18 protein-coding genes and 1 tRNA gene are annotated in these 19,134 nt (G+C 68.4%); 7 read left to right on the forward strand and 12 right to left on the reverse strand.

The genetic code is table 11. The features are described from left to right. Positions 1–6 precede the first annotated feature (6 nt). The gene (locus QNM97_RS01305) at positions 7–561 is read left to right on the forward strand and encodes a hypothetical protein (RefSeq protein WP_283821259.1); all 555 of its coding nucleotides are present in this window, start codon (positions 7–9) and stop codon (positions 559–561) included. Positions 562–591: 30 nt separating this feature from the next. On the opposite strand, the gene QNM97_RS01310 is transcribed toward QNM97_RS01305, so the two are convergent. The 3 genes from QNM97_RS01310 to mhuD all read right to left on the reverse strand — a co-directional run bounded on the left by QNM97_RS01310 (position 592) and on the right by mhuD (position 3,197). Next, positions 592–2,076 carry an aldehyde dehydrogenase gene (locus QNM97_RS01310; RefSeq protein ID WP_283821260.1) on the reverse strand — a complete coding sequence of 495 codons (1,485 nt, stop codon included), beginning with the start codon at positions 2,074–2,076 and terminating at the stop codon, positions 592–594. A gap of 135 nt (positions 2,077–2,211) precedes the next feature. Continuing rightward, positions 2,212–2,838, reverse strand: coding sequence for an LON peptidase substrate-binding domain-containing protein (locus QNM97_RS01315; RefSeq protein ID WP_283821261.1), 627 nt, complete (start codon positions 2,836–2,838; stop codon positions 2,212–2,214). A 50-nt stretch (positions 2,839–2,888) separates the two neighbouring features. Beyond that, positions 2,889–3,197 (reverse strand): mycobilin-forming heme oxygenase MhuD, encoded by a 309-nt coding sequence (gene mhuD / locus QNM97_RS01320; RefSeq protein WP_208792673.1) that lies wholly within the window; start codon positions 3,195–3,197, stop codon positions 2,889–2,891. 102 nt (positions 3,198–3,299) lie between these two features. Between mhuD and QNM97_RS01325 the strand changes: the two genes are divergently transcribed. Continuing rightward, positions 3,300–4,112: an alpha/beta fold hydrolase gene (locus QNM97_RS01325; protein ID WP_283823065.1), complete on the forward strand. Its 813-nt coding sequence runs from the start codon at positions 3,300–3,302 to the stop codon at positions 4,110–4,112. Positions 4,113–4,204: 92 nt separating this feature from the next. Here the strand turns inward: QNM97_RS01325 and QNM97_RS01330 are convergent, their stop codons facing one another. Both QNM97_RS01330 and QNM97_RS01335 read right to left on the reverse strand, forming a co-directional pair. Then, positions 4,205–5,275 carry a DUF2189 domain-containing protein gene (locus tag QNM97_RS01330; protein ID WP_283821262.1) on the reverse strand — a complete coding sequence of 357 codons (1,071 nt, stop codon included), beginning with the start codon at positions 5,273–5,275 and terminating at the stop codon, positions 4,205–4,207. Between the two features lie 120 nt (positions 5,276–5,395). Then, complete coding sequence (locus tag QNM97_RS01335; RefSeq protein WP_283821263.1) at positions 5,396–6,292, reverse strand: iron-sulfur binding domain-containing protein; 897 nt, start codon at positions 6,290–6,292, stop codon at positions 5,396–5,398. On the opposite strand from QNM97_RS01335, the gene QNM97_RS01340 reads away from it, so the two are divergent. Together QNM97_RS01340 and QNM97_RS01345 are read left to right on the forward strand one after the other, a co-directional pair. Beyond that, entirely contained in the window at positions 6,291–6,965 is a 675-nt protein-coding gene (locus tag QNM97_RS01340) for a carbonic anhydrase (protein ID WP_006372013.1), read from the forward strand. The genes QNM97_RS01335 and QNM97_RS01340 overlap by 2 nt on opposite strands. A 132-nt stretch (positions 6,966–7,097) precedes the next feature. Then, positions 7,098–7,862 (forward strand): hypothetical protein, encoded by a 765-nt coding sequence (locus QNM97_RS01345; RefSeq protein WP_094601077.1) that lies wholly within the window; start codon positions 7,098–7,100, stop codon positions 7,860–7,862. Here the strand turns inward: QNM97_RS01345 and QNM97_RS01350 are convergent. Further along, entirely contained in the window at positions 7,859–8,890 is a 1,032-nt protein-coding gene (locus QNM97_RS01350) for a LacI family DNA-binding transcriptional regulator (protein WP_283821264.1), read from the reverse strand. The two genes, QNM97_RS01345 and QNM97_RS01350, sit on opposite strands and share 4 nt — an antisense overlap. Positions 8,891–9,030: 140 nt before the next feature. Here QNM97_RS01350 and QNM97_RS01355 point away from each other — a divergent pair, with 140 nt between their 5' ends. Continuing rightward, a complete protein-coding gene (locus QNM97_RS01355; protein WP_502874972.1) occupies positions 9,031–10,215 on the forward strand; it encodes an acyl-CoA dehydrogenase family protein in 1,185 nt (394 codons plus the stop codon). Next, positions 10,212–11,327: a CaiB/BaiF CoA transferase family protein gene (locus tag QNM97_RS01360; RefSeq protein ID WP_283821266.1), complete on the forward strand. Its 1,116-nt coding sequence runs from the start codon at positions 10,212–10,214 to the stop codon at positions 11,325–11,327. The genes QNM97_RS01355 and QNM97_RS01360 overlap by 4 nt, the downstream gene beginning before the upstream one ends. Before the next feature lie 16 nt (positions 11,328–11,343). Here QNM97_RS01360 and disA read toward each other — a convergent pair whose 3' ends face one another. After that, complete coding sequence (disA, locus tag QNM97_RS01365; RefSeq protein ID WP_006372018.1) at positions 11,344–12,459, reverse strand: DNA integrity scanning diadenylate cyclase DisA; 1,116 nt, start codon at positions 12,457–12,459, stop codon at positions 11,344–11,346. A 74-nt stretch (positions 12,460–12,533) separates the two neighbouring features. Here disA and QNM97_RS01370 point away from each other — a divergent pair, with 74 nt between their 5' ends. Further along, the gene (locus tag QNM97_RS01370) at positions 12,534–13,106 is read left to right on the forward strand and encodes a PaaI family thioesterase (RefSeq protein ID WP_283821267.1); all 573 of its coding nucleotides are present in this window, start codon (positions 12,534–12,536) and stop codon (positions 13,104–13,106) included. Between the two features lie 12 nt (positions 13,107–13,118). Here the strand turns inward: QNM97_RS01370 and QNM97_RS01375 are convergent, their stop codons facing one another. From QNM97_RS01375 to QNM97_RS01395, 5 genes are all read right to left on the reverse strand, one after another. After that, positions 13,119–14,087 (reverse strand): alpha/beta hydrolase, encoded by a 969-nt coding sequence (locus QNM97_RS01375; protein ID WP_079928787.1) that lies wholly within the window; start codon positions 14,085–14,087, stop codon positions 13,119–13,121. Between the two features lie 198 nt (positions 14,088–14,285). Next, the gene (gene radA, locus QNM97_RS01380; protein WP_283821268.1) at positions 14,286–15,671 is read right to left on the reverse strand and encodes a DNA repair protein RadA; all 1,386 of its coding nucleotides are present in this window, start codon (positions 15,669–15,671) and stop codon (positions 14,286–14,288) included. Between the two features lie 85 nt (positions 15,672–15,756). Then, a complete protein-coding gene (gene selB / locus QNM97_RS01385) occupies positions 15,757–17,559 on the reverse strand; it encodes a selenocysteine-specific translation elongation factor (protein WP_283821269.1) in 1,803 nt (600 codons plus the stop codon). A 9-nt stretch (positions 17,560–17,568) separates the two neighbouring features. Then, positions 17,569–18,903 (reverse strand): L-seryl-tRNA(Sec) selenium transferase, encoded by a 1,335-nt coding sequence (selA, locus tag QNM97_RS01390; RefSeq protein WP_283821271.1) that lies wholly within the window; start codon positions 18,901–18,903, stop codon positions 17,569–17,571. Positions 18,904–18,957: 54 nt separating this feature from the next. Then, positions 18,958–19,050, reverse strand: a tRNA-Sec gene (locus tag QNM97_RS01395). Positions 19,051–19,134 lie beyond the last annotated feature (84 nt).

Raw genomic sequence — 19,134 nt, forward strand, 5'->3', positions numbered from 1 at the left:
GACGCTGTGAGCGATCACATTCTGACCGATGAGCAGATCGACGCCCTGAGTGCCGACGACCGTCGCGACCTGATCGGACGCCTCGCCCGACCCCTCGACGACGTGCTGCCCGATCCGGCCAAACGCAATCGGATTCGACGTGCCCGCATCGGGCTCATGGCCGGTGGTGCGATCGGCCTGATCCCGTGGATCGTCTTCCTGGGGTTGAGCCTTCCGGTGGACTACGTCGCCCACAACTGGTCGATCACCTGGGTCGGTTTCGACGTCCTGCTCGTCGCGATGATGGCCACCACCGCCGTCCTGGCGTGGCAGCGCCGGCAGATGCTGGTGCTCGCCGGCTTCGCCACCGGACTCCTGCTGATCTGCGATGCATGGTTCGACATCATGACCGCCGCACCGGCCGACCGCTGGATCTCGTTGCTGACCGCGGCCTTCGCGGAACTCCCGCTGGCGGCCCTGCTGATCGTCGGCACCATGCGATTGATCCGCCTGACCGGGGTGCGGCTCTGGCTCATCGAGCCGCACTCCCGGCTGTGGCATCTGCCGATGCTGTTCACCTGAGTCGCGTTCGGGCAACCCGGGCGTCACCGGCTACCGTGTGGGTTCGTACCCCATCGGCAGCATGGTCGACTTGTGCTCGACGAAGGATTCGAGTCCCTCCGGCCCGCATTCGCGGCCGATTCCGGAGTTCTTGTAGCCGCCGAACGGTGATCCGGGATCGATGGCGTAGAAGTTGATGCCGAAGGTTCCGGTGCGGATCCTGCCGGAGATCTCGATGCCGCGTTCGACGTCGGAGGTCCACACCGACCCGGCCAATCCGTAGTCGGAGTCGTTGGCGATCGCGATGGCCTCGTCGACGTCGTCGTAGTCGATCACCGAGAGCACCGGACCGAAGATCTCTTCCTGCGCGATCGTCATGTCGTTGGTGACGCCGGTGAAGATGGTCGGGGTGATGAAGTGGCCGCCATCCAGATCGGCGGGGCGCGTGCTCTCCAATACCGCTGTGGCTCCGGCCTTCTTGCCCGCCTCGATGTATCCCTCGATGCGTTGCAGTTGGCGCTCGCTGATCACCGGGCCGAGTTGCACCTCCGGATCCGAGGGCAGGCCGACCTTCATCGCCTTGGCCGCCTCGACCATCACCGAGACGATCTCGTCGCGGCGGTTGCGCGGTACCAGGACCCGCGTCTGCGCGACGCACGCCTGCCCGGTGTTGAACAGACCCAGGAACACCAGCATGCCGAGGTTGGCGAGGTCGACGTCGTCGAGGACGATGGCCGCGGACTTGCCGCCGAGTTCCAGGGAGCACCGCTTGAGGCTCTGCGCGCAGGCCGCGCCGATCGCCTTGCCCGCCGCGGTCGAGCCGGTGAAGGTGATCTTGTCGACGTCGGGGTGGTTCACCAGGGCCTCGCCGGTGGCGGTCGCGCCGGGCACCACCGAGATGACGCCCTCGGGTACGCCGGCCTCGGTGAAGATCTCCGCGAGCACGTTGGCCGTCATCGGGGTTTCCGGTGCCGGCTTGAGCACCACCGAGCACCCGGCGGCCAGCGCTGCCCCGAACTTGTTGCACACCAGGAACAGTGGGACGTTCCACGCGGTGATCGCTCCGACCACCCCGACGGGTTCACGGGTGACCACGGTGGTGCCGAACAGTCCGGTGCGGTACTCCTGCCACGGGTAGTTGCGGGCGGCGTCGGCGTAGGCCCGCAGCACGCCCGTTCCGGGCAGTTTCTGCAGCATGTCGATGGCGCTCGGCGGTGCGCCCATCTCGGCGGAGACCACGGCGCCGATCTCATCGAAGCGGGCATCGATCAGGTCGGCGACGCGCTCGAGGACCTCGGCGCGTTCGGCGGCCGGTCGTGACGACCACACACCCGAGTCGAATGCGGCGCGCGCCGCGCGTACGGCGGTGTCGACGTCGGTCTCGTCGGCCAGCGGAACCGATCCCACACGTTCTCCGGTGGCGGGGGAGAAGACCTCGAGAGTTTCGGTGGAATGCGGTGCGACCCAGGTTCCCCCCAGGTACAGGCTGGTCTGGTCGCCCCCGACGCGGGTGCCGGCCTCGACGGTCTCGGTCATGAGAGATGCTCCTCGGTCCTGCGGGCACATCGCCGGACATGGCGAGGCGCGCGTGTGAATGCCTTCACCACCGATACTAGAACACGTTCTAATTGTCCACGTTCTGATTGCCGCCGACGGTCTCGCCGAACCCGCTCAGGCGCCGAAGTGGATCCGGGCTTCCATGGTCGCCACGGCCTCGTCGAACACGTGGCACCGGGCGGGATAATCGGCGGCCTCGAGCAGTTCCTGGCGGTCGGCCGGCCCGATGGGGAGCCGGGCCGCCCAGCCGAAGAGTCCGACGGTGGCCAGGTCGGCGGCGTCGAAGAGCGGGACGTCGTCGTCGAGGGGAACCCCGCGCGCGGCGAACGACTCCTCGACCAGCGCACGCACGCGCGCGCCGATACCGGTGAGTCGCTGCACCGACGCGTCGTCGAGCGACGGTTCGGACAGCGGGCGGATGAGCGCGCGCGGATAAGGGTCGTCGGGGAGCCAGTCGACGACCCGGAACCGCCACGTCCCGGTACACGAGATCATGGCCTGACCGTCGGGTTCGGTCACGGCGGTCTCGATGTCGGCGAAGGTTCCGACGTCATGCCGGACGTCGCCACCACCGACCTCACGGCCGCGTGCGATCAGCACGACACCGAACCCGGACACCGGTGGGTCGTCGGTCGAGTCGTCACCGGAGAGGCAGTCGCGCAACATCTGCCGGTAGCGCGGCTCGAAGATGCGCAGCGGCAGACTTTCTCCCGGGAGTAATGCCGCCCCGAGCGGGAACATCGGCGCCGGTCGCGGTTGCGCGCCGGCGAAGTGTTCGGGTCCGGTGGACGTCAGGAGCTCGGCTTGGCGTCGAGGACCACCTCGAACTCGAGGAGGTCGGCTCCGGAGGCGACGGGCTTGGCGCGCTCCCCGGCGTGTGCCTCGCGAGCCGGGCCGGCGGCCCACGCCTGGAAGTCCTCCTCGGATTCCCACTGGGTCACCACGAAGTACCGGTCGTCACCCTTGACCGGGCGCAGCAACTGGAACCCAAGGAAGCCCTTCGAGCCGTCGACGGAATGGGCCCGGTGGGCGAAGCGCTTCTCGAGTTCGGGCCCGGCGCCCTCGGGGACGTGGATTGCATTGATCTTCACAACAGCCATGGCGCAAAGCCTAGTCCCCGCAGCGAGTCCGAATCGCACGGCGAGCGCAGATCTTCGGCGCATCGGGCGCCGGAGGTAATCTCGTCGGTTGTGACGCGAGGTGTGGCTGGCCGGGGGCTGCTCGATCGGGGGTTGCTCGACTACGGGGGACTCGGCGCCGACGACCCGGCCCAGGGAGTGGGCCCGATCGTGCTCGTCCACGGTCTGATGGGCCGGGGCCGCACGTGGCGTCGGCAGGTGCCGTGGCTACGGCGCTACGGTCGGGTCTTCACCTTCGACGCGGCGTTTCACACCGGTGCCCCCGATGCCGTTCTCACCGATCCGGGCCAGGTGTCGACCGAGCGGTTTGCCGCCGACCTCGCCGAGATACTCACCTGGATCGACCTGGGTCCTGCTGTGCTGGTTGGTCATTCGATGGGCGCGCTGCACTCGTGGTGTGTGGCCGCCCGGTACCCGGAGTTGGTGTCGGCGCTCGTGGTGGAAGACATGGCCCCGGATTTCCGCGGCCGCACCACCGAGAACTGGACCCCGTGGTTCTCGTCCTGGCCGGAGCGGTTCGACTCACCTGCCGAGGCGGTCGCGATGTTCGGTCCGGTCGCGGGCCGCTACTTCTATGAGGCCTTCGACGACGGACGGCTGCACGGCGACCTGGATACCTGGACCGCGATCGCCGACGAGTGGGGTCGGCGGGACTTCTGGGCGCAGTGGTGGAAAGTCGGCGTACCGAGTCTGGTGATGGAGGCCCAAGCCGGCGTCACCCCGCCCGGTCAGATGCGAAAGATGGCGTCGGGCAACGACTTCGCGACGTATCTACTCGCCACCGGGGCCGGTCATCTGATCCACGACGACGCACCCGACTTCTATCGTGGGGCGGTCGAGGCGTTCCTCTCGGGTTTGTCGTCGCGGTTGCGGTAGAGGGCCGCGCAACGCCGACGCCCGCCGCCACCGTGAGGTGACGACGGGCGTCGGCGTTTTATTGGGAGGGCGGTGCGGAGAGGGGCTTTCGCCTACACCGGTGCCGGAGCGACATATCCACCGGTCAACCGGCGGTAGCAGTGCGCGTAGAACAGCTGCCCGAGCGGCCACGTCACGATCAGGCCGATGTAGCAGAGGATGGTGCCGATGTAGGAGAGCACGTAGGCGACCACGAGCGTCAACAGCGAGTTCGACACCGATGAGCGCGACAGGTTGGTCGATGCGCTCATCGCGGCACCGAGGCCGAGCTTCTTGTCGATGACGAAGAAGATCGAGAACTGCAGCAGGAAGATCGCGATCAGACCGGGAATGATGCAGAGCACCAGGCCGACCGCGGTGATCAGGCCGACGACGATGGCGGTGCCGACAACGGGGCCGAAGCGATCCGGCTTCAGGAAGGTCGCGACGGAGACCGGCTGACCGTCGGCCACGCGGAGCGCGCCGGTGATCATCGATGCCGACAGATACATGATGGCGACGAAGACGACCACGTACAGCACGATTCCGAGGAGCAAGCCACCGGCTCCGAGATTGCTGGTCTGCACGTTGTAGCTGTAGGTGCCGCCGTATCCGTTGTCGAAGGTCTCGGTGGTCGTCGACGTGGACAGCGCGATGATCGCGAAGTACACGCCCACCATGACACCGCCGATGAGGAACATGATCAGTCCCGGCACGATCATCGGTCCGGGGTTGGCCTTGAACTGGGCCCACGCCCAGCTCAGCGCCTCACCGATGTTGACCTGCTGCGGAGCACCCGTCGGTGCCCCGGGGGCTCCGGGTACCCCGGCACCGGGTGCACCGTACGGCGGAGGCGTGGCGCCCGGCGGCACCGCGCCGTATCCGCCTGCCGGAGCACCGGATTCGGGTGCACCATAACCCGGCTGCTGTCCGTACGGCGGGGGTTGCTGACCGTATCCGGGAGGCTGCTGTCCGTAGGACGGGGGCTGCTGGCCGTAGCCCGGCGGCTGCTGCGGGGGTGGTGTCTGCCCGTACTGGGTGGAGCCGTAGGGATCGGGGGTTCCCGGGCCCTGCGGATTCGGCGGACCGTATCCGGGCTGCTGCGGCTTGCTGAAGTCAGGACCCTCGTTGGGTGGCTCTGTCATGGGGGACAAGTTAGCAGGTGAAAGCCGCAATCAGGTGAAGTTGCGCGGACGGTGTCATCCGGTCTGTAGAGGTCTGGTCATCCGGTCGGCGCAGATGTCTTCCGGAGGCGGAGTCTGCCCTCACGATCCCTCGCCCGCCAAGCAGTACCGACCGTCGGCGGTGAGCTCGACGAGTCCGTCGGTGAGCAAGGAGTCCAGCGCGCGGTCGCGCTGGGACGTATCGGTGATCCACACCGCGTCCAGGAGTGTCCGATCGACCGGGAAATCGTTGTCGCGCAACACGTCCAGGAGTAGTCCGCGTACCTGGCGGTCGGTACCGGCGAACTTCTGCACCCGACGACGCGGGCCGACATGGGCGGGCCGGCCCAGCTTCACCCAGGCACAACCGGTGATGGGGCAGTCGTCGCAGCGCGGGTTGCGCGCGGTGCACACCAGCGCGCCCAACTCCATCAGCGCCGCCGAGTAACGGGGCGCGGTGCGGGCGAACGATCCACGCGGGGTCCGCGGGAGCAGTGCCTCCGCGTCGGCGAGGTCCGAGCGCGACGGATTGCCGGGCTCGGCGCGGCCGTGCACCGCCCGCGCGATGACCCGCCGCACATTGGTGTCGACGACGGGGACCGCCTGCCCGTAGGCGAAACAGGCGACCGCGCGGGCCGTGTAGTCGCCGATGCCCGGCAGGCCCAACATGGTGGCGACGTCCTCGGGGACGCGGTCATCGTGGTCGGTGGCCAGCACCTTGGCGCATTCGTGCAAGCGCAACGCACGCCGGGGATAGCCGAGCTTGCCCCAGGCGCGCAGCACGTCGGCCGGACTCGACGCCGCCATCGCCGACGGTGCGGGCCAGCGCTGCACCCATTCGGTCCACGGGCCGATCACCCGGGACACCGGGGTTTGCTGCAACATGATCTCGCTGATGAGGATCTGCCAGGCCGGAAGCCCGGGCGCACGCCAGGGCAGATCGCGTTCATGGCGATCGAACCATGCGAGAACGGTGGTAGGTGGCAGACTGGTTCCCATGATCGGACTCACCCCGAAACGTGCATGGCAGGTACTCCTGGAGGGCAACCGGCGCTTCGTCGCCGGAGAATCGCAACATCCCAGCCAGGGTATCGAGGACCGTCACCGCCTCGCCGCCGGGCAGAACCCGCACGTCGTGCTGTTCGGATGCGCGGATTCACGCCTGGCCGCCGAGATCATCTTCGATCAGGGCCTCGGCGACATGTTCGTCGTTCGCACCGCCGGTCACGTCCTCGACTCCGCGGTCCTCGGCTCGCTCGAGTACGCAGCGGAGGTCCTCGAGGTGCCGCTGATCGTGATCCTCGGTCACGACAGCTGTGGTGCGGTCAAGGCGACCCTCGACGCGCTCGACGACCTGCAGATCCCGGGCGGCTACATCCGCGACGTCGTCGAACGCGTGACGCCCAGCATCCTGGCCGGTCGCAGCGAGGGCCTGACGCGCGTCGATGAGTTCGAGGCCCGGCACGTCGTGGAGACAGGTCAGCTGCTGATGCAGCGCAGCCGGATCATCGCCGACCGTGTCGCCGCGGGAAAGCTGGCCATCGTCGGGCTGACCTACGCCCTCAGCGAGGGTGCCGTTCAGCTGCGCGGGGTATACGGCGACATCGGCGTGAGCGGTCAGGCCGTCCTGCCGGTGCAGCACACCGAACTCCCCGACGCCGAATCGGCCTAGGTTCCGTGGCCGCGGTGCGCGCGTGATGCCCGTTACCCCACCGGCCCCGTTACCTCACCGGCCCCGCAAGTTTCATGCGACACGCCGACCGACCTCGCCGAGGGCGGTCGGCGTGGCCGTTAGCGTTGGGGCGTGATCGAACCGCAAGGGCCACTCCCACCCGAAATCTATTGGCGACGCCGCATCGTCGCCGGTGGAGTGCTGGTGGCTGTCGTCGCCCTGGTGGTCGGGCTGGTCGTGTGGGCGCAATCGGGTGGCGGTGACGACACGTCGAATACCGCGTCCAAGGCGACCCCCTCGTCGACGACACCGTCGACCGCGACGACCAACGCCTCGGTCGATCCGTCGCAGGCGCCGTCCGGTGGCGGCACCGGCGGTGGTGGTGGCGGTGCGCCCGCCGACAGCAGTGCCAACCCGAGCGCGCCTCCGTCGGGCTCGGCGGCCGTGCCGGCGCCGGGCGGAAATCCCGCGGCAGCAGACGCGAACATGCCACTGTGCCCGGACAACTCGATCGCCGTCGTGCTCTACACCGACAAGCCGACCTACACCACCGGGAGCCAGCCGGTGTTCACCATCGTGGTGACCAACGCGGGACTGTCCGCATGTGCGCGCGACGTCGGCAAGGCCGCCCAGAACGTGATCGTGCGCACCCTCGACGGCACCCGCACGCTGTGGACCGCGAGCGACTGCTCGCAGATCAACACCGCCAACAATCAGGTGTTGCAGCCGCAGCAGCAGGTCAAGGACACCATCACGTGGTCCGGCACCACCAGCAACCCGGGCTGCGACAAGCCGCGCACCCCGGTGCCCGCCGGCTCCTATCAGGCAATCGGAAAGCTCGGCGAGAAGGAGTCGGCGCCGATCACGTTCAACTTCGTGGCGCCGGCCCAGCCCTAACCGGTCCCGCGCACCATCAATTCGACGGGTAGGAGCACCGATTCGACCTCGCGCCCCTCGATGAGATCGAGCAGGCCACGAGCCGCCGTCGCACCGATCCGGCGCGCCGGGGACGCAACGGTAGTCAGCGGCACCGGGAGTTGGGCGGCGATGGGGATGTCGTTGTAGCCGACGAGCGCGAGGTCGTCCGGGGTCTGCAGGCCGAGATCGCGGGCCACACCGAGCACGCCGATGGCGATGGTGTCGGAGACGGCGAAGATCGCGCGTGGTCGGTGGGGACCGTCGAGCAGTTGGCGACCGGCTGCGATACCGCCATCGACGTCGAAAGCCGACGCCACGATCCTGTTGGGCGGCAACTCGATTCCCGCCTCACCGAGACCGTCGAGGAATCCGGCGAGCCGGTCGGTGGCGGTGGTGGCGTGTGCGGGTCCGCCGATGACGGCGAGGTCGGTGTACCCGCGATCGATGAGATGTCGTGCCGCGAGCCGGCCACCGCCCCGGTCATCACCACCGACGAAGGGCAGTCCGGCGTCGGCATGCCGGGTGACCGTCAGCATCGGGACGTTCACGGTCAGTGACTCGATGAATTCGGCTGCCGGAGCGTGTAATCCGCCAAGGAGTAGACCGTCGACCCGGCGACCGACGAGCAACTCGATGGCGTCGCGCTGGGCGTCGGCGTCATCAGGTGGGCTCGCCAACAGCACCGAATAGCCTGCGCGCGTGGCGGCTTCGTCGATGCCCTGATAGGTGGTGGCGACGACGCCATCGGTCAGGCGGGTCATCACGACCCCGAGAGTCGTGGTCTTGCGGGTGCGCAGGCTGGCCGCCCAGACGTTGCGCCGGTAGCCGAGTTCCTCGGCGGCGCGCCGCACCCGCTGGGCCGAGGGCGACCAGCCGTCGACCGGCTCGGGCTGCCGCAATACCCGCGACGCCGTCGACACGTGGACCCCGGCGTGCTCGGCGATCTCCTTGAGCGTCGGCGCCCGGTGGCCACGCGTCGGCCGGCTGTCTGACGACTGTCCTGGCATCGGCGGTGGTGGTCCTTCCTCGGGTCGGCGCGCTTGTTGACGGATGCGGCGATGCGCCATAGCCTACGTGATGCAAACGATCGTGCAAACGTTCTCACAAACGATTGCACACGGTTCTCGCACCCGCCAGGAGGATGCCCATGCCCGCTCAGGACCTCACGCAACTGTTCGCCCTCGACTCGCTGCTCGACGCCGACGAGATCGCCATCCGCGACACCGTCCGCAAGTTCGGTCAGGAGCGGCTGCGGCCGCACATCGGTGACTGGTTCGAGAAGGGTGCGCTGCCGGCGCGCGAGCTGGCGAAGGAACTCGGTGCGCTCGGCGCCCTCGGCATGCACCTGGAGGGATACGGCTGCCCGGGGATGAGCGCGACCGCCTACGGTCTGGCCTGCCTCGAACTCGAGGCCGTCGATTCGGGCATCCGCAGTCTGGTCTCGGTACAGGGATCGCTGGCGATGTTCTCGATCCACCACTGGGGCAGCGAAGAACAGAAGCAGGAGTGGTTGCCGCGCATGGCCGCCGGCGAGGCCATCGGATGCTTCGGGCTGACCGAACCGGATTTCGGGTCGAATCCCGCGGGCATGCGCACCAACGCCAAACGCGACGGCGACGACTGGGTGCTGAACGGCACCAAGATGTGGATCACCAACGGGTCGATCGCCGATGTCGCGGTGGTGTGGGCGCAGACCGATCTCGAGGAATCCCCGCGCGGCATCAGGGGATTCGTCGTCCCGACCGACACCCCGGGGTTCTCGGCGCCGGAGATCACCAAGAAGATGTCGCTGCGGGCCTCGGTCACCTCCGAGTTGGTGCTCGACGACGTGCGACTACCGGCGTCGGCGATGCTGCCGGAGGCCGCCGGGCTCCGCGGGCCGCTCACGAGCCTGGGCGAGGCGCGTTTCGGCATCATCTTCGGTGCGATCGGTGCCGCCCGCGACTGTCTGGAAACAGCCGTCGAATACTCCCAGTCCCGCGCCGTGTTCGACAAACCGCTTGCGGCATACCAGATCACGCAGACAAAGATCGCCGACATGGCACTCGAGGTGGGCAAGGGACATCTGCTCGCCTATCACCTCGGGCGGCTCAAGGATCGTGGCGAACTACGCCCCGAACAGGTCAGCACCGGCAAACTCAACAATGTGCGTGAGGCCATCGCCATCGCACGCGAGTGTCGAACCATTCTGGGCGCCAACGGGATCACCCTGGAATACCCGGTGATCCGGCACGCCAACAACCTCGAATCGGTACTCACCTACGAGGGCACCTCGGAGGTGCATCAACTGACCATCGGCAAGGCATTGACCGGGGAGGGCGCGTTCCGGTGACGGGCGCCCTGGACGGGCTGGTCATCGCCGACTTCGGTCGGGTCCTGGCCGGTCCGTACGCCACGATGCTGCTCGCCGACCTCGGCGCCGAGGTCATCAAGGTCGAGAGACCCGGCACCGGCGACGACACCCGCAGTTGGGGTCCGCCGTGGGTCGGTGAGGAGTCGTCCTACTTCCTGTCCGTCAACCGCAACAAGGAGTCGGTGGCCCTCGACCTCGCCGATCCCGCCGGCCTCGCCACCGCCCGCGAGCTGACCGATCGGGCCGACGTCGTCGTCGAGAACTTCCTGCCCGGCACGCTGGACCGGTTGGGTCTCGGATACGACGCTGTCGCACAACGTAATCCGAACATCGTGTACTGCTCGGTCACCGGCTTCGGCGGCAACAATCAGCTACCGGGCTACGACCTGTTGATCCAGGCGGTCGGAGGCCTGATGAGCATCACCGGCCCCGATGCCGACACCCCGACCAAGGTCGGCGTCGCGATGGTCGACGTCATCACCGGCCTGCACGCCGCGGTGGGTATCCTTGCCGCGCTTCGTCATCGGGACGCGACGGGGAAGGGGCAGCGCATCGAGGTGAACCTGCTCTCGTCGTTGTTGTCGGCCCTGGTCAACCAGTCGTCGGCGTATGTGGCCGCGGGTGTGGTGCCGCACGCCATGGGAAATCGGCACCCGAGCATCACGCCGTACGAGGTGTTCTCGACGGCCGATCGGCCACTGGTGCTCGCCGTCGGCAACGACCGGCAGTTCGCCGCGCTCGCCGAAGCGCTGGGGCAGCCCGATCTTGCTGCCGACGAACGCTTTTCGACCAACAAGGCCCGGGTGGCACACCGCGATGAGCTGGTCGGGCTGCTCAACGAGGCACTGTCACACGACACCGCCGACGCCTGGTTCACCGTGCTCACCGCGCGTGGCGTGCCATGCGGACCGCTCAACGACGTCGCCGATGCGATCGCACTCGCCGAGCGACTCGGGCTCGCGCCGGTCGTCGAGATCGATGATCCCCGGCGCGACGGTCCGATCACCCAGATCGCCAACCCCATTCGGATGAGCGCGACGCCACCGACCTACCGAACGGCGCCGCCGCGGTTGGGCGAGGACGACCGGTAGGCGAGGACCGGCGTGGCTAGTCGTAGCGCTCGATGCTCGACTCGGCCAGCCGCGACAGCCCCTCGCGGATGTGGCGAGCCCAGATGCTGCCGATACCCTCGACGGCCTGCAGGTCGGCGGCCGAGGAGGCCAGCAACGCCTGCAGGGTGCCGAAGCTGCGAACCAGACGATCGACGTGGGCGAACTGCAGTCGTGAGATCCGGGCCAGCATGCGGTAGCCGCGCGGGCTCATCGCGGTGTCCTGGGCCTCGATGGTGGTCGGGTAGCCGAAGGCGCCGGCCAGCAGTGTGAGATCGAGGAGGTCGGCGTCGGAGAGCGCCTCGACCGTCTCCAGGGTGTGGTGCACCTCCTCGGTGGTCGCCGGCTCGGGGCTGGCGTAGTAGTCGCGGACCAGCAACTCGCGGACGGTGTCGTTCTCGGAGATCAACTCCTCGAGCTGCAGACTCACCTGTCGTCCGTTGGTGCCCAGTTCCAGGACGTACTCCTCGATCTCGACACCCACCCGGCGGACCATCTCCATCCGCTGCGCCGTCGACATCGCGTCACGCAGCAGAACGTAGTCCTCGATCTCGGCGCGGCCGAGTGCCGAGATCACCTCATCGAGGCGAGCCTTGTAGCGCTCGAGTGTCGACAGCGCCACGTTGGCACGCGAGAGGATCGGGTCGGGGCTCTCGACGACGCGTCGCACCCCTTCGGCGTAGACGCTGACGATCGACATCGACGCGCTCACCGAGATCACCGGATACCCGGTCTGGATGGCAGTGCGTTCGGCGGCGCGGTGGCGGGTACCGGACTCCTCGGTGGGAATCGACGGATCCGGCACCAACTGCACGTTTGCCCGGACGATGCGTTTGCCGTCGGTGGAGAGCACCACGGCGCCGTCCATCTTGGCGAGCTCCCGCAGTCTCGTCGGCGCGAATTCGACGTCGAGCTGGAAGCCGCCGTCGCAGATCTTCTCGACGTCGGAGTCGTGGCCGAGCACGATCAACGCCCCGGTGCCACCGCGCAGGATGCGTTCGAGACCGTCGCGCAGCCCGGTGCCTGGCGCCACGCGGGCCAGTGTTTCCTTGATCAGTTCCGAGCGCCCGGCGTCGGTGCGCCCGTACTGGTCGGTTCTGGCTCCCTCGACCATCGTTGTCCCTTCGTGCGTCATCGCGTCCGATCACCTGACACGTGCGGGAATCGGCATGACTAGGGTAACGGGACGTGAGCACCCCCTCTCGTCCCGATCGCCCCGGTGGATTCGTCGTCCCCGCCGACCTCGAGGCCATGACGCGTCATCCGAAGGCCGCCGGACCGGGTGAGCCCATCCGCATGCACAACCCGATGTGCCTGGGATGCGGCGAGGATGCGCCCCGCGGGCTGCATCTGGTGGTCCGGGCGGGGGAGGGTTTCACCGTCGAGACCGAGATGGACGTCGAACCGTGGATGGAAGGCGGTCCCGGCGTCATCCACGGCGGTGTGCTCTCGACCGCGTTCGACGAGGTGATGGGTACCGCTCCGCTTCTCGTCGGGCCGTCGGCGGTGACCGTGCACCTCGAGGTGGACTTCCTCGCGCCGGTTCCGGTCGGCTCGCGGCTGCAGATGAGCGCCCGGTTGCTCGGCCGTCAACGACGCAAGATCTACGTCGAGGCGCTCGGTCACATCGGCGATCCGGAAAGGCCGGTCGCCGTTGGTCATTCGATCTTCGTGTCGATCAACGCGCGTGAGCACTTCGCCGACCACGTCGAGCGCAGCCAGATGTCCGAGGAGCACAAGCAGCGGCTCTCGAGGCCGTGACGGGGCGCCCGCTCAGCCGTTCTTGAACCAGCCCGCGTTGTAGATGTTCCAGATCGCCTGCTGCCAGTAGCCCCAGGCGTGGGTGCCGGTCAGCGGGAAGTCGGTGCGCAGCTTGACGCCGAACGCCGGGGCGGCGAGGGCGAAGGTGCGGCTCTGCTCGCCGGCAACCGATTCGATCGCCGTCGAGTTGAGGCCGGTGATGAAGAAGTCGGTGTTGTTGGCGCCCGGGGGCTGGTGGTCGCCCCACACGCCCGTGCCCGCATACATCCATAGGTGCAGGCCGTTCATCGACGGCAGGTTCTCGGTCGGGGAATGCTGGAATGCCTGCAGATTCGGGAACCAGCCCCACATGTCGTTGAGGTCGTAGTGCCCGGCATCCCAGGCGGCGCCGCGCATCATCGTCTGCATTCCGGTGGCGACGATGTTCATGAACCCCGACATCGAGACCACCCGCGAGTACAGGTCGCGCCGCTCGTTACCGATCATCACGGCCTGGCTCGCCGACATCGACAGCCCGACGAGGGTGCGGTTGTGGAAGCCGTGGGCGTCGAGGAATTGCGGCAGGCTGTTCTTGAGCACCGTCTCCCAGCGGTACGGGTGCACCTGGCCCGCCGTGGGGCTCGGGGCATTCCAGTCGGCGTAGAACGAGGACTGGCCACCGATCGGCATGACCACGTTGTAGCCACGCTGCGACAGGTAGGCGACGTTGGTTTCGCGTTCCCACCCGTTGTAGTCATTGGTGGCGCGCAGGCCGTCGAGGAAGATGATGGTCGGCGCCTTCGACGGCGCGGTGGTCTGGGACGGCCACGCCCGCACCCACACCGGATGATCCATGCCGTAGTTGTTGATCGTCGCGTTGATGAAACCGCGGACCTGCGAGGCGGGCGGCCCCCATGCCGACGCGGTGGACGTGCCCGCGAGCAGGGCGCAGGCGGTGAGCAGGGCGGTCAGCAGAACCGACGCGATTCGCCTCGAGGACATTCACAACTCACTTCGACGAAGAGGGATGGAGCGACACGAAATCACAGGTGTGACGATTCGACACGCTACCTGCACTGTTATGATCTTGTTACTCGTCCATACCCGGCAAAACGCCCAAACTGCCGCACGCAACCCGGTGATCAGGCATTTTCGGTGTCAATTCTCAGACAATTCTCAATGTGCATTTCGGTGCATTTGTCAAAAAGGTGCGTCGACGACGCGCAGTGTCGCCGTGAATGCCGCCGCCGACGCCTCGGCGAGTGTGGCGACGCGGGTGACCTTGATGCCGCCGGGGATCTTCTCGGTGGTGCCGGTGGGGATCAGTACATGCTTGAATCCCAGTCGCTCGGCCTCCCCGACGCGGCGCGCCACCGCGGAGACGCGTCGTACCTCGCCGGCCAGCCCGACCTCGCCGATGACGGCGGTGGTCCGGGGGATCGGTCGCTTGGTCATCGACGAGAACACCGCCAGCGCGATGGCGAGGTCGGCGGCGGGTTCGGTCACGCGCATGCCGCCGACGGTCGCCGCGTACACCTCACGTTCGTGGACGGGCACCTCGAGTGTGCTCTGCAGGACCGCGAGGATCATCGCGACGCGAGGCGAGTCGAGCCCGGAGACCGCGCGGCGTGGGGTGGCCATGTTCGTCGTCGTGGTCAGTGCCTGGATCTCGCCCGCGAGCGCCCGCTTGCCGTCCATGGTGACCAGGGTTGCCGACCCATTGACATCGGAATCATGTTGGTGGACAAAGATTCCCGAGGGATCGCTGACCTGATGGATGCCGTCGTCGCGTTGTTCGAAGCATCCGACCTCGTCGGAGGCGCCGAAGCGGTTCTTGATGCCGCGCACCATCCGCAGCGACGAGTGCCGGTCGCCCTCGAACGACAGGACCACGTCGACGAGGTGCTCGAGCGACCGCGGGCCCGCGACGGCGCCGTCCTTGGTGACGTGGCCGACCAGGATGATCGCCACACCGCGATTCTTGGCCAGCGACACCAGTGCGGTGGTGACCGCGCGGATCTGGGTGACACCGCCGGTCACGCCGTCGGTGCCGGTGGCCACCACGGTCTGTACCGAGTCGACGATGACCAGGGACGGGGCGACGTCGTCGACGTGGCCGAGGATGGTGGCGAGGTCGGATTCGGCAGCGAGGTAGATGTTCTCGTGCACCGCGTCGGTCCGTTCGGCGCGCATGCGCACCTGCCCGGCGGATTCCTCGCCGGTGATGTAGAGCGCTCGACGGCCACTGGCCGCCCAGTGCTTGACGGTTTCGAGCAGCAGCGTGGACTTGCCGACACCCGGCTCACCGGCGGCCAGGATCACCGAGCCGGGCACCACCCCGCGCCCGAGGACGCGGTCGAACTCGTCGATCCCGGTGGGGATCGCCGTTGACGTGGCGGCATCGACGGCGGTGATGGGTACGGCCGGGCTGGTCGGGGTGACCGTCGTGGTGGCCCCGCCGGGTGCACTGATGGTGGTGACCTCGTCGAAGGTGCCCCACGCGCTGCATTCGGCGCAGCGTCCGACCCATTTGGGGACCTGATGACCGCACTCGCTGCAGCGGAAGCTCGACTTCGGTTTTGCCACGGAGGTCAGCCTACGGGCGGGGTCCGACAGAACCGGGGTCCGACAGAATCGGCGCGCCTCGCGGTCGTTGCGGACCGGCCGCAGGTCACCGGATCACCTCACGGTGGCCGGCGTCGAGACGACGGGTCCAGCCGCGCGCGTCGAGGTGTTCGAGCAGCGGTATCACCACGCGGCGGGTGGTGTGCAGCGCCTGACGGGCCTCGCTGGTGGTGAACGGCTGCGGCAGTCGTGCCAGGCTGCGCATGGCCAGGGCGGGTGCGGTCGGCGCGAGCACCACACCCGATCCGAGGCGCAGCAGGCGGCCCGTACGTTCCGCGGCGGCGAGTTGGCGGTCGCCGAGGCCGAGCGCGGCGAGGTCGTCGGCCTCGGGTGCGGCGAACGGATCGTCGGCGAGGCGTCGTTCGACGGCCGAGATCGCCGGCTCGGCGGGGCCGAGATCGGTGCTCCGGTCGGGCATCGCCAGATAGCCGTGTGTCGTCTCGACGCCCGCCGCGGAGATCACCGCGTCGAGGAGTGCGGCGTCGTCGGGCAGGCCGAGAAGATCCGGCGTCGCGGCGCGAGAGACACCCGCAGCCAGCGGGTCCTCGCGGTGTAGGGCCTGCACCGCTTCGCGCAGTCGGCGTGCGCGGGCAGCGAGGTCGTCGGCATCGACCCAGCGGTCACCGACGACGAGCACGCCCTCGGGTGGTGTGCCCGGTTCCGCGACCGGATCGAGCAGGCCGAGTCGGCGCAGGTGGCCGACGGTGACCGAGCCGCGTCGGGTGACCTCGGAACGCAGGTCATCGGTCGGTCGTCGGGCCGCCAGGCTCGCGGCGCGCCGGGCGGCGTCACCGCGGCGGCTCAGCGGTGGCGGCTCGGCGTCGACGACCTGTCCGCCGCCGACGATGCGGGTCCCCGGGTCGCGCAACACGATCCGGTCACCGACGATCAACGGGAGTGGCCGGTCGAGGGTGAGACGCCCGTGGTCGGTGCCGAGCGGGCGCAACCGTACCGGCAATGCGGCGCTGCCGATGTGGGCGGTGAGATGTGTTGGTGCATCGGTGAACTCGTCACCGCTGACGCGTCGGACGTCGACGACGTCGGTGCGCCGCCAGGTGTCGGGGGAGAGGAGGACGTCGCCGCGGGTGATCTCCTCGGAATCGATGCCGCGGAGATTCAGTGCGACCCGGCTGACCGGCCCGATGCGGGGCAGGGGCTGCTCTTCGCTGTGGATGGTGCGAACGGTGACGCGTCGGATGCGGTGCGCTGTCAGGAGATCGAGGGTGTCGCCGACCGTCACGGTCCCCGCAGAAAGCGTTCCGGTGACCACGGTGCCTGCGCCGGAGACGGTGAACGACCGGTCGATCCACAACCGGATCGGGGTATCGGTCGGTGCTGCTGGTGACCCGGTGAGAATCTCATCGAGTGCGGCGCGCAGTTCGGTCAGCCCGGTGCCCCGCACGGCCGAGACGGTCACCGCGGGCGCGTCGGCGAGTCCGGTGTCGGCGAGTCCGGCGCGCGTCTCGGCCAGGGTTTGTGTGATCCGTTCGGGCGCAGCGAGATCCGACCTGGTGAGCACGACCAGACCTCGGGTGATGCCGAGTGCGGCGATCGCATCGCGATGGTCGTCGGATTGCGCCTGCCAGCCCGCGTTGGCGGCCACGACGAACAGCACGACCGGCGTGGGACCGAGGCCGGCGAGCATGTTACCCAGGAAACGCTCATGGCCGGGGACGTCGACGAATGCGACGTTACAACCGGAAGACATTGTGGTCCAAGCAAATCCGAGGTCGATGGTCAGGCCTCGGCGGCGTTCCTCGGCCCATCGGTCAGGTTCGATCCCGGTGAGCGCCCGGACCAGTGTGCTCTTGCCGTGGTCGACATGACCGGCGGTGGCGACAACGAACACCTGTGTGGCCTAAGTGTTTCCGTCGATATCGGCCGTGCGGGTGGTGGCATGCACGGCCGAGCGGACGGCGGTGAGGATGGCGTCGTCGTCGGCCTCGGGAATACACCGCAAGTCGATCAGACAGGCACCGTCGTGCACACGGGGCAGCACCGCCGGGTCGCCGGTCCGCAGGTGGAATGCGAGGTGTTCGGGTAGCCGGATCGCCCAACCTGGTAGCGCGACACCGGGGGCGCCACCCCCGCCAACCCGACCGTCGTGGGCGACGACGGGTGCGTCGATTTGTGCCGCAAGGTGTTCGGCGCGGCGGCGGAGGTCGTCGGGGTCGGCGTGCAGTGCGGTGGTGACGGGCGGGGTCGGCCCGTCGAGGGTGGCCTCGAGGGCGGCGAGGGTGAGCTTGTCGGTTCGGACCGCCCGCGCCAGGGGATGTCTGGAGAGTCGGGCGATGAGGTCGGCGTCACCGAGCATGATGCCGGCCTGCGGGCCACCGAGAAGTTTGTCGCCGCTGGCGATCACGAGATCGGCGCCGGCCCGTAGCGCCGAGGTCGCGTCGGGTTCGTCGGGTAGCAGGGGATCGGGATGCAGGAGTCCGGAGCCGAGGTCGGCGACCAGCGGGACGCCGCGCTCGGCGCAGATCTCGTGCAGCTGCGGCAGGCTCACCTCGCTGGTGAATCCCTCGACCCGGAAGTTGCTCGGATGCACCTTGAGCACGCAGCCGGTGTCGGGGCCGATGGCGTCGAGGTAGTCGCGCGCGTGGGTGCGATTGGTGGTGCCGATCTCGCGTAGGCGCGCGCCGGTGGATGCCATCAGGTCGGTGAGCCGGAATCCCGCACCGATCTCGATCATCTCGCCGCGGCTCATCACCACCTCACGTCCGAGCGCGAGCGCGGTGGTTGTCAGGACCAGTGCGGCGGCCCCGTTGTTGACGACGAGGGCGTCGCCGGCCGCCGGGCAGGCGCGGAGCAGGGCCTCGCGGGTGGCGGTGCCGCGTCGTGATCTGGCGCCGGTGGCCAGATCGAGTTCGACGTCGACGTACCCGGCGGATGCCGCCACCGCCTCCCGGGCCGCGGCCGATAGCGGCGCGCGCCCGAGGTTGGTGTGCACGATGACGCCGGTGGCGTTGAGGACAGGCCGTGCGCTCGACGGGCGACGTCGGCGCAGGGACTCGATGAGAGAACCGGCCACATCCGTGGGTGCGATCTCGCCCCGGCGTGCAGCGTCCTGTGCTTCACGAATGGCCTCGCGAACAACTTTGTCGCCCAGACGAGTTCGATCCTGCGTGATGTCCGGGTCGGCGAGTAGGTGATCGGTACGCGGGATGTGTCGACGAGGATCGGGCGATCCCATGGACACCTCCTCGAGTCCGGTCGTTCGGTCGGCGCGGTCGTTCGGTCGGCACGGCGGAGGCGGACGGGAATCGAACCCGCCAGACCGAGATACTCGATCTCACCGGTTTTGAAGACCGGGGGGCCCACCAGGAACCCATACGCCTCCGTGCCGTCCGGCAGCCGCCGATTCGGATGCCGGTGTAACCAACCTAGAGCACCATGCACGCTGGGCGGGAAGGGCGGGGCGAAC

Source organism: Gordonia sp. L191 (genome assembly GCF_030077625.1).
In the GTDB taxonomy this organism is placed as follows: Bacteria; Actinomycetota; Actinomycetes; order Mycobacteriales; family Mycobacteriaceae; genus Gordonia; species Gordonia polyisoprenivorans_A.